This window comes from Enterobacter sp. UPMP701 (assembly GCF_053709515.1).
Genome location: NZ_JBSKJN010000010.1, coordinates 75,800 through 90,446 on the forward strand (window position 1 = coordinate 75,800; position 14,647 = coordinate 90,446).

The 14,647-nt window shown below is 57.5% G+C and carries 13 protein-coding genes; 8 read left to right on the forward strand and 5 right to left on the reverse strand.

Annotated elements, in window-relative coordinates; genetic code table 11:
• Window positions 1-19: 19 nt before the first annotated feature.
• Window positions 20-1,366, reverse strand: a complete 1,347-nt coding sequence (gene envZ / locus ACWKXT_RS18920) for a two-component system sensor histidine kinase EnvZ (RefSeq protein ID WP_029882169.1) — start codon at window positions 1,364-1,366, stop codon at window positions 20-22.
• A complete protein-coding gene (gene ompR / locus ACWKXT_RS18925; RefSeq protein WP_074434975.1) occupies window positions 1,363-2,082 on the reverse strand; it encodes an osmolarity response regulator transcription factor OmpR in 720 nt (239 codons plus the stop codon). Before ompR ends, envZ begins: the two co-directional genes overlap by 4 nt.
• A 228-nt stretch (window positions 2,083-2,310) precedes the next feature.
• On the opposite strand from ompR, the gene greB reads away from it, so the two are divergent.
• From greB to feoC, 5 genes are all read left to right on the forward strand, one after another.
• On the forward strand, window positions 2,311-2,784 hold the full coding sequence (greB, locus tag ACWKXT_RS18930) for a transcription elongation factor GreB (protein WP_454529535.1): 474 nt from the start codon (window positions 2,311-2,313) through the stop codon (window positions 2,782-2,784).
• A gap of 86 nt (window positions 2,785-2,870) precedes the next feature.
• A complete protein-coding gene (locus ACWKXT_RS18935; RefSeq protein WP_454533111.1) occupies window positions 2,871-5,201 on the forward strand; it encodes a Tex family protein in 2,331 nt (776 codons plus the stop codon).
• 303 nt (window positions 5,202-5,504) lie between these two features.
• Window positions 5,505-5,732, forward strand: coding sequence for a ferrous iron transporter A (feoA, locus tag ACWKXT_RS18940; RefSeq protein WP_008503050.1), 228 nt, complete (start codon window positions 5,505-5,507; stop codon window positions 5,730-5,732).
• Window positions 5,733-5,762: 30 nt separating this feature from the next.
• Complete coding sequence (gene feoB / locus ACWKXT_RS18945; protein WP_454533112.1) at window positions 5,763-8,081, forward strand: Fe(2+) transporter permease subunit FeoB; 2,319 nt, start codon at window positions 5,763-5,765, stop codon at window positions 8,079-8,081.
• An 11-nt stretch (window positions 8,082-8,092) separates the two neighbouring features.
• Window positions 8,093-8,329: a [Fe-S]-dependent transcriptional repressor FeoC gene (gene feoC, locus ACWKXT_RS18950; protein ID WP_041911908.1), complete on the forward strand. Its 237-nt coding sequence runs from the start codon at window positions 8,093-8,095 to the stop codon at window positions 8,327-8,329.
• A 33-nt stretch (window positions 8,330-8,362) separates the two neighbouring features.
• Here feoC and ACWKXT_RS18955 read toward each other — a convergent pair whose 3' ends face one another.
• Both ACWKXT_RS18955 and bioH read right to left on the reverse strand, forming a co-directional pair.
• On the reverse strand, window positions 8,363-8,632 hold the full coding sequence (locus tag ACWKXT_RS18955) for a YdgH/BhsA/McbA-like domain containing protein (RefSeq protein WP_454533113.1): 270 nt from the start codon (window positions 8,630-8,632) through the stop codon (window positions 8,363-8,365).
• 111 nt (window positions 8,633-8,743) lie between these two features.
• A complete protein-coding gene (gene bioH / locus ACWKXT_RS18960) occupies window positions 8,744-9,517 on the reverse strand; it encodes a pimeloyl-ACP methyl ester esterase BioH (RefSeq protein WP_454529538.1) in 774 nt (257 codons plus the stop codon).
• A gap of 36 nt (window positions 9,518-9,553) precedes the next feature.
• Between bioH and gntX the strand changes: the two genes are divergently transcribed.
• The 3 genes from gntX to gntT all read left to right on the forward strand — a co-directional run bounded on the left by gntX (window position 9,554) and on the right by gntT (window position 12,498).
• The gene (gene gntX / locus ACWKXT_RS18965) at window positions 9,554-10,237 is read left to right on the forward strand and encodes a DNA utilization protein GntX (RefSeq protein WP_454533114.1); all 684 of its coding nucleotides are present in this window, start codon (window positions 9,554-9,556) and stop codon (window positions 10,235-10,237) included.
• A gap of 61 nt (window positions 10,238-10,298) precedes the next feature.
• Window positions 10,299-10,874, forward strand: coding sequence for a Fe-S biogenesis protein NfuA (gene nfuA / locus ACWKXT_RS18970; protein ID WP_003861601.1), 576 nt, complete (start codon window positions 10,299-10,301; stop codon window positions 10,872-10,874).
• A 307-nt stretch (window positions 10,875-11,181) separates the two neighbouring features.
• Window positions 11,182-12,498 carry a gluconate transporter gene (gene gntT / locus ACWKXT_RS18975; RefSeq protein ID WP_454529540.1) on the forward strand — a complete coding sequence of 439 codons (1,317 nt, stop codon included), beginning with the start codon at window positions 11,182-11,184 and terminating at the stop codon, window positions 12,496-12,498.
• Window positions 12,499-12,556: 58 nt separating this feature from the next.
• On the opposite strand, the gene malQ is transcribed toward gntT, so the two are convergent.
• The gene (malQ, locus tag ACWKXT_RS18980) at window positions 12,557-14,638 is read right to left on the reverse strand and encodes a 4-alpha-glucanotransferase (protein ID WP_454533115.1); all 2,082 of its coding nucleotides are present in this window, start codon (window positions 14,636-14,638) and stop codon (window positions 12,557-12,559) included.
• Between the last annotated feature and the right edge of the window lie 9 nt (window positions 14,639-14,647).

Sequence of the window (14,647 nt, forward strand, 5' to 3'; positions counted from 1 at the left end):
GGCATCAGGCCGCACTTTTTTAACCCTCTTTCACCTGCCCCCGCGTCACCGGCACCGGCAGCCAGGCGCGAATGCTTAACCCGCCCCGCTCGCTGGTACCAATCTCCAGCAGTCCGTTATGGTTATCCACAATTCGCTGCACGATCGCCAGGCCTAAGCCCGTTCCGCTGGTGCTGCGCGCGCTGTCGCCGCGCACAAACGGCTGGAAAAGATGCTTACGCTGCTCAGGCTTAATGCCCGGACCGTCGTCTTCCACCTGGAACCAGGCGCGGTTGAGTTCAGACCCGCTGCTGACCTTAATCCAGCCATTGCCGTAGCGCGCCGCGTTGACGACCATATTGGCGACGGCACGTTTGATGGAGAGCGGATGCATGCGTACCTGAATTTCACCCGCCTGAAGGTCGGTATCAATCTCGCGCTCGTAGCCGCTTTCCGCCGCCACCACCTCGCCCAGCACCGCGTTCAGATCGGCCATTTCCATCGGCATCTCCTGCCCGGTACGCAGGTAGTCGATGAACTGCTCGATGATGGCGTTACACTCTTCGATGTCCTTGTTAATGGACTCCGCGAGATAACCGTCTTCTTCCCCCATCATCTCCGTCGCCAGACGAATACGCGTCAGCGGCGTGCGCAGGTCATGACTGACTCCCGCCATCAGCAGCGTACGGTCATCCGCCAGCTGCTTCACGCCTGCCGCCATATGGTTAAAGGCGCGCGTCACCGAACGGACTTCAGAGGCGCCATACTCGCGCAGTGGAGGAGGTATTATCCCTTTACCGACCTGCAGCGCCGCGTGCTCCAGGTCGACCAGCGGTCGGTTCTGGATACGGATAAACAGCCACGCGCCGCCTATCGCCAGCAGCATAATGGCCAGGGTGTAGCGGAACAGCGGAGAAAAATCGCCCTGATGGATTTCCGTCAGCGGGACGCGCACCCAGATATTGGGTGACAGCCAGGTTTTCAGCCAGACGACGGGCGAGCTTTTGTTGACCTCAACGCGCACTTCCGTTGGGCCGCCCAATTGCTGCGCCATCTGCTGGCTCAGGAATTCATAGTGCTGCGCCCAGCGCAGGCCCGCGTCTTCCGCCGCTTCGTTGGAGTAGAGCGAAATGCCCAGCTCACGGTAGATTTCACGGCGGAACGCCGGGGGAACAACCAGCTGCGTGCCGTCCTCCAACTGCAGCTTATCGGTCATCAGCATACGCACTTCGTAGGCCAGGACCTTATTAAACTGCTGTAGGCTCGGCAGGATCGCAAAGTTCAACACCACCAGGTAGGTCGTCACCAGGCTGACGAACAGCAGGGTGACGATCAGTAACAGGGTGCGGGCAAACGAGCTTCGCGGCGAGAAGCGCATTCGCCTCATGCTTTAGAACCGTCCGGGACGAACACGTAGCCCAGACCCCACACGGTCTGAATATAGCGAGGATGCGCTGGATCTTCTTCCACCATGCGGCGCAGGCGGGAGATCTGCACGTCGATGGAACGTTCCATTGCGGAATATTCGCGTCCGCGCGCCAGGTTCATCAGCTTGTCGCGGGAAAGTGGCTCGCGCGGGTGGCTGACCAGCGCTTTCAGTACCGCGAACTCGCCACTCGTGAGCGGCATTGGCTCATCTTCACGGAACATCTCACGGGTGCCAAGGTTCAGCTTGAACCTGCCGAAGGCAATGACGGCTTCTTCCTGGGACGGCGCACCCGGCAGCTCGTTCGCCTGACGGCGCAGCACGGCGCGAATACGCGCCAGCAGCTCACGCGGGTTAAACGGTTTTGGAATGTAGTCGTCCGCGCCGATTTCGAGGCCCACGATACGGTCAACCTCTTCACCCTTCGCCGTCACCATGATGATTGGCATCGGGTTGCTCTGGCTGCGCAGACGTCGGCAGATGGAAAGCCCGTCTTCGCCAGGCAGCATCAGGTCAAGGACCATCAGATGGAAAGATTCACGGGTCAGCAGACGATCCATCTGCTCAGCGTTCGCGACGCTACGAACCTGGAAGCCCTGCTCGGTCAGATAACGCTCAAGCAGCGCGCGCAGGCGCATGTCGTCATCCACGACCAGAATTTTGTAGTTCTCTTGCATTGTGTGTACTCCCAAAGGTTCGGATAGTCTTTGTAACAGCGTATTCTAAAAAAGTGCACGTATTCGACCAGCGAATTCTGGTATAAATTCTAGTCGAAATTGTTACAAAGCATATTTAACAGCAGCTTATCTGCTCATTTCATCACATAAATCATTATTAATCCTGTCTGTTACACTGTGTGGTACGTATTGTGCGCAAGACAGAAAACCGGCAGCAAAGGCTTCACGATGAAAACGCCCCTGATCACCCGCGAAGGGTACGAAAAGCTTAAAAAAGAGATGGATTACCTGTGGCGCGAAGAGCGTCCTGAGGTAACCAAAAAAGTGACCTGGGCAGCAAGCCTGGGGGATCGCAGCGAAAATGCGGACTATCAGTACAACAAAAAGCGACTGCGTGAGATCGATCGTCGGGTACGCTATCTGACCAAATGCCTCGAAAATCTCAAAATTGTCGATTACTCCCCGCAGCAGGAGGGCAAAGTGTTCTTCGGCGCGTGGGTGGAGATAGAAAACGACAACGGTGACACCCTGCGTTTTCGCATCGTCGGCTATGATGAAATTTTTGGTCGTAAGGATTACATCTCCATCGACTCCCCGATGGCGCGCGCGCTGCTGAAAAAGGAAGTGGGTGACCTGGCCGTCGTTCAGACCCCCGCCGGTGAAGCCAGCTGGTACGTCAATGAGATCGACTACGTAAAATAGTCCGAGAGCGCCCTCCCCGGCTGGCATTTTGCCGTGTCAGCCCGTATAACTATCCCCTGATTTTTGACCCACAAGATGATAAAGCCATGATGAAAGATTCGCTCTGCCGCATTATTGCGGGTGAACTTCAGGCCAGAGCCGAACAGGTAGAAGCTGCCGTTCGCCTGCTTGATGAAGGGAACACCGTGCCGTTTATTGCACGCTATCGTAAGGAAGTCACCGGCGGTCTGGATGACACGCAGCTGCGTAACCTGGAGACCCGTCTGGGCTATCTGCGCGAGCTGGAAGACCGACGTCAGGCGATCCTGAAATCCATCGGCGAACAGGGCAAGCTGACCAGCAAGCTGGAAAGCGCCATTAACGGCACCCTGAGCAAAACCGAACTCGAAGATCTCTATCTGCCGTACAAGCCGAAGCGCCGCACGCGCGGGCAGATTGCGATTGAGGCGGGCCTTGAGCCACTGGCCGACCTGCTGTGGAACGAGCCTTCGCACGACCCGGAAACCGAAGCGGCGAAATTTATCGATGCCGACAAAGGCGTCGCTGATACCAAGGCCGCTCTGGACGGCGCGCGCTACATCCTGATGGAGCGCTTCGCGGAAGACGCCGCCCTGCTCGCCAAAGTGCGTGATTATCTGTGGAAGAATGCGCACATCGTCTCTACCGTCGTCGCGGGTAAAGAGGAAGAAGGCGCGAAGTTCCGCGACTACTTCGATCACCACGAACCGATTTCAACCACGCCTTCACACCGCGCGCTGGCGATGTTCCGCGGCCGCAACGAAGGCGTGCTGCAGCTCTCCCTGAACGCCGACCCGCAGTTTGACGAGCCGCCGAAAGAGAGCCACTGCGAGCAGATCATTATTGACCATCTCGGCCTGCGCCTGAACAACGCTCCGGCGGACAGCTGGCGCAAAGGCGTGGTGAGCTGGACCTGGCGCATCAAGGTGCTGATGCACCTTGAAACCGAGCTGATGGGCACCGTGCGCGAGCGCGCCGAAGATGAAGCAATTAACGTCTTCGCCCGTAACCTGCACGATCTGCTGATGGCCGCCCCTGCGGGCCTGCGCGCAACCATGGGTCTCGATCCGGGCCTGCGTACCGGCGTGAAGGTCGCTGTCGTTGACGGCACCGGTAAGCTGGTCGCCACTGACACCATTTACCCGCATACCGGGCAGGCAGCGAAAGCGGCCGTCGTGGTAGCGGCGCTATGCGAGAAGTACAACGTGGAGCTGGTTGCCATCGGCAACGGTACGGCCTCACGTGAAACCGAGCGTTTCTACCTCGACGTGCAGAAGCAGTTCCCGAAAGTGACGGCACAGAAAGTGATCGTCAGTGAAGCGGGCGCATCGGTCTACTCCGCCTCTGAACTGGCGGCGCAGGAGTTCCCGGACCTGGACGTTTCCCTGCGCGGTGCGGTCTCCATCGCTCGCCGCCTGCAGGATCCGCTGGCGGAGCTGGTGAAGATCGATCCGAAATCCATCGGCGTGGGCCAGTATCAGCACGACGTGAGCCAGACTCAGCTGGCGCGCAAGTTGGACGCGGTCGTGGAAGACTGCGTAAACGCCGTCGGCGTGGACCTGAACACCGCTTCCGTTCCTCTGCTGACCCGCGTGGCGGGCTTAACCCGCATGATGGCGCAGAATATCGTGGCCTGGCGTGATGAGAACGGACAGTTCCAGAACCGTCAGCAGCTGCTTAAAGTGAGCCGCCTGGGGCCAAAAGCGTTTGAGCAGTGTGCGGGCTTCCTGCGCATTAACCACGGCGATAACCCGCTGGATGCTTCCACCGTTCACCCGGAAGCGTACCCGGTTGTAGAGCGCATTTTGGCCGCCACCCAGCAGGCGCTGAAAGATCTGATGGGCGACAGCAGCGCGCTGCGCAACCTGAAAGCGGTGGATTTCACCGACGACAAATTTGGCGTGCCAACCGTCACCGATATCATCAAAGAGCTGGAAAAACCGGGCCGCGATCCGCGTCCAGAGTTTAAAACCGCGACCTTTGCTGACGGCATTGAGACCATGAACGATCTCCTGCCGGGAATGGTGCTGGAAGGTGCAGTGACCAACGTCACCAACTTTGGCGCGTTTGTCGATATCGGCGTGCACCAGGACGGTCTGGTGCATATCTCATCCCTTGCCGACAAGTTCGTTGAAGACCCGCACACCGTGGTCAAAGCGGGCGACATCGTGAAGGTGAAAGTGCTGGAAGTGGATCTGCAGCGCAAGCGTATTGCTCTGACCATGCGTCTGGACGAGCAGCCGGGCGACACCAACGCGCGCCGTGGCGGTAATGGCGGAGGCCGTGAACAGCAACGTCCGGCAGCGAAAGCCGCGAAGCCACGCGGACGTGACGCACAGCCAGCAGGCAACAGCGCGATGATGGACGCGCTGGCAGCGGCGATGGGTAAGAAACGCTAATGCTGTAAATGCCCCTCACCCTAACCCTCTCCCCAAAGGGGAGAGGGTCGGGGTGAGGGGAAAAATTATATCGTAAAATATGAAACCGATTGCATATCCATATTTAAACCGCTATTTATCACTCCATTAACAAATACGCTTTTTATTCCTTCCCGGGTATTTCCGTAAATATTGAGCAAGGTCAATCTGACCGCAAATTAATACGATTAACAACATCCGGTCACATTTTTATTATTGCTGATAAAAACTATTCTCATTATCATCGCAGTGTAGATTATTTAACCTTTCGTGGAATCAGGCATTATGCAATTCACTCCAGACAGTGCATGGAAAATTACCGGTTTTACCCGTGAAATTAGCCCGGCCTATCGGCAAAAGCTGCTGTCGCTGGGCATGCTGCCGGGCTCGTCATTCCAGGTCGTGCGCGTGGCGCCGTTAGGCGATCCTGTTCATATCGAAACCCGACGCGTCAATCTGGTTCTGCGTAAAAAAGACCTCGCATTAATAGAAGTCGAAGCCTTATCCCGATAACAAGCCAGCGGTTTCAGTGAGTCTAAAAAAATGAAAAAGTTAACTATTGGCTTAATTGGCAATCCTAATTCCGGCAAGACAACGTTATTTAATCAGTTAACCGGCGCTCGCCAGCGCGTCGGCAACTGGGCGGGCGTGACGGTTGAACGTAAAGAAGGCCAGTTCACGACAACGGACAATCAGGTCACCCTGGTTGACCTTCCCGGCACCTACTCCTTAACCACCATTTCGTCACAGACCTCGCTCGATGAGCAGATCGCCTGTCACTACATACTGGGTGGCGACGCGGATCTGCTGATTAACGTGGTTGACGCCTCCAATCTTGAGCGAAACTTATACCTGACGCTGCAGCTGCTGGAGCTGGGGATCCCCTGTATCGTGGCGCTCAACATGCTCGACATTGCGGAGAAACAAAAGCTGCGCATCGACGTCGATGCGCTCTCCGCGCGCCTGGGCTGTCCGGTGGTTCCGCTGGTCTCAACGCGCGCTCGCGGTATCGACGCCCTGAAGCTGGCGATTGACCGTCACGCGGGAAACCGCGACGTTGAGCTGGTGCACTACGCCCAGCCCCTGCTGCGCGAAGCCGATCTGCTGGCGCAGGAAATGGACAGCAGCATGCCAGCAAAACAGCGTCTGTGGCTCGGCCTGCAGATGCTGGAAGGGGATATCTACAGCCGCGCCTATGCAGGTGACGCAGCAGATAAACTTGACGTCGCGCTCGCACGCCTGAGCGATGAACTGGACGACCCCGCCCTGCACATCGCCGATGCGCGCTACCAGGCCATCGCCTCGATTTGCGACGTGGTCAGTAACGCGCTTACCGCAGAACCCAGCCGCTTTACGGCGGCGGTGGATAAGATTGTACTTAACCGCTTCCTCGGTTTGCCGATCTTCCTGCTGGTGATGTACGTGATGTTCCTGCTCGCGATTAACATCGGCGGCGCGCTGCAGCCCATTTTTGACGCCGGTTCCGTCGCGGTCTTCGTACACGGTATTCAGTGGGTGGGTTACACCCTGCACTTCCCGGAATGGCTGACCATCTTCCTTGCACAGGGGATTGGCGGCGGTATCAACACCGTCCTGCCGCTGGTGCCGCAGATCGGCATGATGTATCTGTTCCTCTCGTTCCTGGAAGACTCCGGCTACATGGCGCGCGCCGCCTTCGTGATGGACCGTCTGATGCAGGCGCTGGGCCTGCCGGGTAAATCCTTCGTCCCGCTGATCGTCGGCTTCGGCTGTAACGTGCCGTCGGTAATGGGCGCACGCACCCTGGATGCACCGCGTGAACGTCTGATGACCATCATGATGGCGCCGTTTATGTCCTGCGGTGCCCGTCTGGCAATCTTTGCCGTCTTTGCAGCTGCCTTCTTTGGCCAGCAGGGCGCACTGGCGGTCTTCTCGCTGTACGTGCTGGGCATCGTGATGGCGATCCTGACCGGCCTGATGCTCAAGCACACCATCATGCGCGGTGAAGCGTCACCGTTCGTGATGGAGCTGCCGGTCTATCACGTTCCGCATCTGAAAAGCCTGGCGATCCAGACCTGGCAGCGCCTGAAAGGCTTTGTGCTGCGCGCCGGTAAGGTGATTGTCATCGTCAGTATCTTCCTGAGCGCGCTGAACAGCTTCACCCTCAGCGGTCAGGCGGCAGACAACATCAATGACTCCGCCCTCGCCTCCGTCAGTCGCGTCATCACGCCGGTCTTCAAACCGATTGGCGTACAGGAGGATAACTGGCAGGCGACCGTGGGCCTGTTCACCGGTGCGATGGCAAAAGAGGTGGTCGTCGGGACGCTGAACACGCTTTACACCGCAGAGAACATTCAGGAGCAGGAATTTAACCCGGCGGAGTTTCACCTCGGTGACGAACTGCTGGGTGCCGTAGAGGAAACCTGGCAGAGCCTGAAAGACACCTTCAGCCTGAGCGTGCTGGCTAACCCGATTGAGGCCAGCAAAGGCGACGGCGAAATGGCGACCGGGGCCATGGGCGTGATGGGCGAGAAATTTGGCAGCGCCTCTGCCGCCTACAGCTACCTCATCTTCGTGCTGCTGTATATTCCGTGCATCTCGGTGATGGGGGCAATTGCCCGTGAATCCAGCCGCGGCTGGATGGGCTTCTCCATTCTGTGGGGGCTGAATATCGCTTACTCGCTGGCGACGCTGTTTTATCAGACCGTTAACTTCAGCCAGCACCCGCGCTACAGCCTGGTCAGCATCCTGGCGGTCGTCCTGTTTAATGTGATTGTGATTGGACTGCTGCGCCGGGCGCGGAGCCGCGTTGATATCAACCTGCTGGCGACGCGTAAAACCCCGACCACCTGCTGCAACAGCCCGGCTGGCGACTGTCACTAAGAGGGAAACAGATGGCATCGTTGATTCAGGTTCGTGACTTGCTGGCGCTTCAGGGGCGGATGGAGGCAAAACAGCTCAGCCTCAGCCTGCATACGCCGCAGCCGATGATCGATGCCATGCTGGAACGCCTGGAAGCGATGGGTAAAGCCGTGCGGATTCAGGAGGAAGCGGAGGGTTGCCTCTCCGGCAGTTGTAAAAGTTGCCCGGAAGGAAAGGCCTGCCTCAGGGAATGGTGGGCTCTGCGCTAATAAAGCCGGGCATTGCTGCCCGGCTTTATCGTATTACTTATAGACGTCCGCAGTAGCGCGCACGTTTTTGGTCTGTTTTTCTGCGCTGGTGACAACGTAGTATGCCCCGCCCAGCTCATCCGCTTTCTTCGACAGCTCTTTTCTTGCATCCATCGGCGCGGTGGTGTCAGACGTAGAAATCTCACCAATTTTCGTCAGATTCATCCCGGCAACTTTATCTTTTTCCAGCTCTTTTGCTGCAAAGACGCCAAATGACAGTGACCCAATAACCAGAGAAGTGACAATACCTGTAACAAGTTTCATAGCCTGACTCTCCATAGGATTGTTGTTTTGATTATCGTAGGCAGAACAACCGCAACGACATCTGGAGTATGGTTGCGGTGTGTTACTTTTTCCAGGCTGGATAGAAAATAATCAGTCTAAACGTTGACTTAACGCAATGAGCGCTGAACAAAATTCAACCGGGTGGGAGATAAACGGCGCATGTGCGGCTTTGGCAATGACCTGTGATTCGCTGTCCGGCCAGAGGGAATCCAGTAATGGAACCACTTTGCGCGGTACCAGCCCGTCGAGATAGCCATAGATGCGCAGGTGCGGCAGGGTCAGCCCGGCCAGCGGCTCACGCAGGTCAACCGTTTTCAGGATCTCAAGCCCTCCGTTAAGCACGTCAACGTCCGGCATCGGCAGGGAAAGTACCACCTGTTTCAGCGCTCTGGCATCCTGGCGCGCGGTTTCGGTCCCCATCGTCTGCAAGGCGAGGAATCGCTCGACGGTCCGCTGGAAATCGTCGCTCAGCTGCTGCTGAAAGCCCGCCAGAACCTCAGGTTTGATGCCGGGCCACGCCTCTTGCGCACTAAAGCATGGCGACGACGCCACGGTGACCAGCGCCCTTACGCGCTCGGGCCAGGAGAGCGCAATCTGGCTTGCCACCAGCCCGCCCAGACTCCAGCCCAGCCAGATGGCATTTTGCGGCGCGGCGTCCACAACCTGCCTGGCCATCTCATCAAGCGACATCGCGCCAAAGCCGCGGCTGCGGCCATATCCCGGCAGATCAACCAGATGTAACGTAAAGTGCGAGGCAAGTTCCTCGCTTATGCAATGCCATACTTCCGCATTCAGGCCCCATCCGTGCAGCAGCACAAGATGGCAATTTCCTGTCCCTACGGTCTGCCACCACAGCGTCTTCATCAGTTACTGTTCTCTTTTTTCACATGGAGGTTGCACATGCTAACAGTGCCTGGCTTGTGCTGGCTATGCAAAATGCCGCTTGCCCTCAGCGCGTGGGGTGTCTGTTCCGTCTGCACGCGCTCGCTGGAAAGGCCAATCACCCGCTGCCCACAATGCGGTTTACCGGGGACTCACCCCGATTTGCCCTGCGGCCGCTGCCTGAAAAAATCCCCACCGTGGCGCGCGCTGGTTGCCGTGGATGATTATGTTCCGCCATTGAGCGGGCTTATTCACGCCCTGAAGTTTTCCGGCCAGAGCTCGCTGGCGCCGCCCCTTGCCCGCCTGTTACTGCTGGCGGTTTTACAGGCGCGACGCACCCGCGCTCTGCCGAAAATCGATATGGTTGTGAATGTCCCCTTATACCGACGCCGGCACTGGCGGCGCGGCTATAACCAGAGCGACCTGCTCTGTCGCCCGCTCGCCCGGTGGCTGGGCTGTCGCTATGATGCCAGCGCACTTACCCGCGTGCATGCCACCGCCATCCAGCATCAGCTCAACGCCCGGCTTCGCAAAAGAAACCTTAAAAATGCCTTTCGCCTTGAATTGCCGGTCAGCGGCCTCCATATCGCCATCGTGGATGACGTCGTCACCACAGGCAGTACCGTTGCTGAACTTTCCCGACTGCTTTTGCAAAGCGGCGCCGCGTCGGTTCAGGTATGGTGTCTGTGCCGTACCTTGTAGCCCTTCTTCAATGGGCGTATGATTATACCCAGGTAATTTAGTCAACTATTAGGCCAAAGCTATGATCCGTATTTCCGATTCTGCACAAGCGCACTTTGCCAAACTGCTGGCAAATCAGGAAGAAGGGACGCAGATCCGCGTGTTTGTGATCAATCCAGGCACTCCGAATGCAGAATGTGGTGTTTCTTATTGTCCTCCGGACGCTGTGGAAGCAACTGACACTGCCCTTAAATTTGAACAGCTCACCGCGTATGTCGATGAACTGAGCGCGCCGTATCTTGAAGATGCGGAGATCGACTTTGTCACCGACCAGTTGGGTTCTCAGCTGACCCTGAAAGCCCCGAACGCGAAAATGCGTAAAGTCTCTGACGATGCGCCGCTGATGGAGCGCGTTGAGTATCTGCTGCAATCCCAGATCAACCCACAGCTGGCGGGCCACGGCGGTCGCGTTTCCCTGATGGAAATCACCGAAGACGGCCTGGCGATCCTGCAGTTCGGCGGCGGCTGTAACGGCTGTTCCATGGTCGACGTGACCCTGAAAGAAGGGATCGAGAAGCAGCTGCTGAACGAATTCCCGGAACTGAAAGGCGTGCGCGATCTGACCGAGCACCAGCGCGGCGAGCACTCTTACTACTAATTCAGTCCCCGTCTGTATTGCCCGGTGACACTGCGCTTACCGGGCCTCCCTTCCCTTATCTTCTCCCTCTATATGTTGACCTGCGTCTCATAATTTAAATTTTGCCTCCCTGGGTGATTCTCAACCACAACATGTTACCCGTATCATTCTCGTGGGCACTAAGCACACTCATAACAGCCGACTAAACTAAATAGTTTCCGAGGTATCAGTATTAGTGCCGTTAACCACTCTGTTCCCAGTTGGGACAATCGGAAATTGTCGTTGAAACAATGACGTTACCCATAACAATTCAAAGGCCAGGTAAATCATGCCATTAGTCATCGTTGCTATCGGTGTTGTGTTATTACTGCTCTTGATGATCCGTTTCAAAATGAACGGGTTTATCGCTCTGGTTCTGGTGGCACTTGCAGTCGGTCTGATGCAGGGTATGCCGCTGGTTAAAGTTATCAGTTCCATTAAAGCCGGTGTCGGCGGCACGCTCGGCAGCCTGGCGCTGATCATGGGCTTCGGCGCCATGCTCGGTAAAATGCTGGCGGACTGCGGGGGCGCACAGCGTATTGCCACCACGCTTATCGAAAAATTTGGTAAGAAGAATATTCAGTGGGCGGTGGTGTTAACCGGTTTTACCGTCGGTTTCGCGCTGTTCTATGAAGTGGGCTTCGTGCTGATGCTGCCGCTGGTGTTCACCATCGCCGCCGCGGCCAACATCCCGCTGCTGTTCGTGGGTGTGCCAATGGCTGCCGCGCTGTCCGTGACCCACGGCTTCCTGCCGCCGCACCCGGGTCCAACCGCTATCGCCACCATCTTCCACGCCGATATGGGTAAAACCCTGCTGTTCGGTACGATTCTGGCGATCCCGACCGTGATTCTGGCAGGCCCGGTGTATGCCCGTTTCCTGAAAGGCATTGATAAGCCTATCCCGGAAGGTCTGTACAGCGCCAAAACCTTCACCGAAGAAGAGATGCCAGGCTTTGGTGTCAGCGTCTGGACCTCACTGGTGCCAGTGATCCTGATGGCGATGCGCGCCGTGGCGGAGATGATCCTGCCAAAAGGACACGCGTTCCTGGCCGTTGCAGAATTCCTCGGCGACCCGGTGATGGCAACGCTGATTGCGGTATTGATTGCGATGTTCACCTTCGGTCTGAACCGTGGCCGCTCCATGGATCAGATCAACGACACGCTGACCTCGTCCATCAAAATCATTGCCATGATGCTGCTGATTATCGGCGGTGGCGGTGCGTTCAAGCAGGTTCTGGTCGACAGCGGCGTGGACAAATACATCGCTTCCATGATGCATGAAACCAACATATCTCCAATCCTGATGGCGTGGTCTATTGCCGCCGTTCTGCGTATCGCGTTGGGTTCTGCAACCGTTGCGGCGATTACTGCGGGCGGTATCGTTGCGCCGCTGATTGCCACCACGGGCGTCAGCCCTGAGCTGATGGTTATCGCGGTAGGCTCCGGCAGCGTGATTTTCTCTCACGTGAACGATCCGGGCTTCTGGCTGTTTAAGGAATACTTCAACCTGACCATCGGTGAAACCATCAAGTCCTGGTCCGCGCTGGAAACCATTATTTCGGTGTGCGGCCTGGTAGGGTGTCTGCTGCTGAATATGGCAATCTGACCTCCTGCTCAATCGGTTCCCTCTCCCCTTTGGGGAGAGGGCCAGGGTGAGGGGCAAATTACGGCTTCTTACCCACCGCCTTTCTGCGCTTGTCCAAATCCTTAATCAACCTGTTCACCCCATCATCGGCAAACATCGTCTCAAGCGTTGTGGACAGCTTGCGGCGCCAGTTCTTGTACTGATAGCTGGTGCCCGGAACGTTCACCGGCTCCGCCATATCAATCCAGTCTTCCGGCTGCAGGCCGAGTAACGCGCTGTTGCTATCGGCAATATAGCGCTGCAGGCCACGGTTGAGCGTTGGCGTCATCGCCATCAGCGAGGCCTTATGTCCGGCACGCTTCGGCAGACAGCCATGCTTATGCAGCGCATCCAGCAGCCCCTGCTTCGCCAGCTCGCGATCCTGATACAGCCCGCGCAGAACCTCTTCATCAGGATAGAGTCCCAGCGTTTTACCGAGCGTCAGGTCGCCGCTTTCCCAATAGCCACGAAGCGTAGGAAGGTCATGCGTCGTCGCGACTGCCATTGACTGTTCAGGGTACGCTTTCGGCGCGCGGAAGGTTTTCTCATGGTCGTTTTCAAAATAGAGCACTTTGTAGGAGTAGACGCCGCTGTCGCGGAGCTTACTGACAATTTCCACCGGCACGGTACCGAGATCTTCACCGATCACCATGCACTGGTGGCGTTTACTCTCCAGCGCCAGGATCGAGAGCAGATCGTCCACCGGATACTGCACGTATGCCCCGTGATCGGCCGTTTCACCGTACGGGATCCACCACAGGCGCAGCACGGACATCACGTGGTCGATACGCAACGCGCCGCAGTTCTGCATGTTAGCGCGCAAAAGATCGATAAACGGCTCGTAGGCGCGCGCCGCCATCACGTGCGGATCCATCGGCGGTAAGCCCCAGTTCTGACCAAGCGGGCCCAGAATGTCCGGCGGCGCACCCACAGAAGCTTTCAGGCAGTAAAGTTCACGGTCACACCAGGTTTCCGCCCCGCCTTCCGCCACGCCGACGGCCAGATCGCGATACAGGCCGATCGGCATCTTATAGCCCTGGCTTACCTGCCAGCAGGCGGCAAACTGACTGTACGCCAGCCACTGCAGCCACAGGTAGAAGTCCACCTCGTCGGCATGCGTTTTACAGAACGCTTTGACTTCCGGGGTATCCACGGTCTGATACGCGTCCGGCCAGACCGGCCAGCCCCAGCGCATTTCGTCCTCTTTCACCTGATACGCGTGCAGCGCATCGAATGCCGCCTGCCAGTAGAGGCTTTCACCTTCCTGCATCACGAACTGGCGGAAGGCCGCCATTTGCTCGTCGTCGCGTTTCGCAAAGCCTTTCCACGCCAGACGCAGAGCCGCCATCTTCAGCGCGGTCACGGAGACATAATCTACCCAGTCCGCATCACGGGCCTGCTTCAGCATCTGCTGTGTGGTCTCAAGCTTCCACCACGCCTGCGCCTCTTTGCTGTTTTTGAAATCGTCTAACGCATTAACGTCGATGTAAATCACGTTCAGCCAGCGCCGGGAAGACGGGCTGTACGGGCTGGCGCTTTCCGGATTCGCCGGATAGAGCGCGTGGATCGGGTTGAGACCGATGAACGCGCCGCCGCGCTCACCAACAGATGCCAGCATCTTTTTCAGATCGCCAAAATCACCGATACCCCAGTTGCTGTCGGAACGCAGCGTATAGAGCTGCACGCAGGCGCCCCACAGTTTTTTGCCTTCGAGCAGCGCCTGCGGCTCATAGCAGCGTTTTGGCGCGACGATCACCCGGCAGTGAAAACGCTGTTCGTCCTGGGTGAGTGTCAGGCTGTGATACCCCTCCGGCAGCTTCGCCGGAAGGTTAAGCGTTTTGCCGCCGGTGGCGTGGCCTTTGTGCTGATGCCCCTCTTCGGTGGTGAGCAGCCAGCTAAACTCGCCGCGCCCCTCCACCGCCAGCGGCATCTTTTTGCCAGCGGTGAACACCTTCACGTTTGGCACCGGCGCAACCGACGCGTTCGCGTCGGTTTTGTGCATCGCATCCAGCAAACGTCTTTTGGTGTCCGCACCAATAGACTGCGGTTTGCCGTGCGCATTGATGTAACTGAGGCTAATTCCCGCCGCCTGCGCGGCACTGTCCAGACGTTTACTCTCCATCGCGCTTCC

What these genes read in the sequence shown, in the direction of transcription:
- feoC (WP_041911908.1), top strand. Translation starts at nt 8,093, where the DNA reads ATGGCATCGTTGATTCAGGTTCGTGACTTGCTGGCGCTTCAGGGGCGG.
- greB (WP_454529535.1), top strand. Translation starts at nt 2,311, where the DNA reads ATGAAAACGCCCCTGATCACCCGCGAAGGGTACGAAAAGCTTAAAAAA.
- ACWKXT_RS18935 (WP_454533111.1), top strand. Translation starts at nt 2,871, where the DNA reads ATGATGAAAGATTCGCTCTGCCGCATTATTGCGGGTGAACTTCAGGCC.
- gntX (WP_454533114.1), top strand. Translation starts at nt 9,554, where the DNA reads ATGCTAACAGTGCCTGGCTTGTGCTGGCTATGCAAAATGCCGCTTGCC.
- ompR (WP_074434975.1), bottom strand. Translation starts at nt 2,082, where the DNA reads ATGCAAGAGAACTACAAAATTCTGGTCGTGGATGACGACATGCGCCTG.
- bioH (WP_454529538.1), bottom strand. Translation starts at nt 9,517, where the DNA reads ATGAAGACGCTGTGGTGGCAGACCGTAGGGACAGGAAATTGCCATCTT.
- ACWKXT_RS18955 (WP_454533113.1), bottom strand. Translation starts at nt 8,632, where the DNA reads ATGAAACTTGTTACAGGTATTGTCACTTCTCTGGTTATTGGGTCACTG.
- feoA (WP_008503050.1), top strand. Translation starts at nt 5,505, where the DNA reads ATGCAATTCACTCCAGACAGTGCATGGAAAATTACCGGTTTTACCCGT.
- envZ (WP_029882169.1), bottom strand. Translation starts at nt 1,366, where the DNA reads ATGAGGCGAATGCGCTTCTCGCCGCGAAGCTCGTTTGCCCGCACCCTG.
- malQ (WP_454533115.1), bottom strand. Translation starts at nt 14,638, where the DNA reads ATGGAGAGTAAACGTCTGGACAGTGCCGCGCAGGCGGCGGGAATTAGC.
- gntT (WP_454529540.1), top strand. Translation starts at nt 11,182, where the DNA reads ATGCCATTAGTCATCGTTGCTATCGGTGTTGTGTTATTACTGCTCTTG.
- feoB (WP_454533112.1), top strand. Translation starts at nt 5,763, where the DNA reads ATGAAAAAGTTAACTATTGGCTTAATTGGCAATCCTAATTCCGGCAAG.
- nfuA (WP_003861601.1), top strand. Translation starts at nt 10,299, where the DNA reads ATGATCCGTATTTCCGATTCTGCACAAGCGCACTTTGCCAAACTGCTG.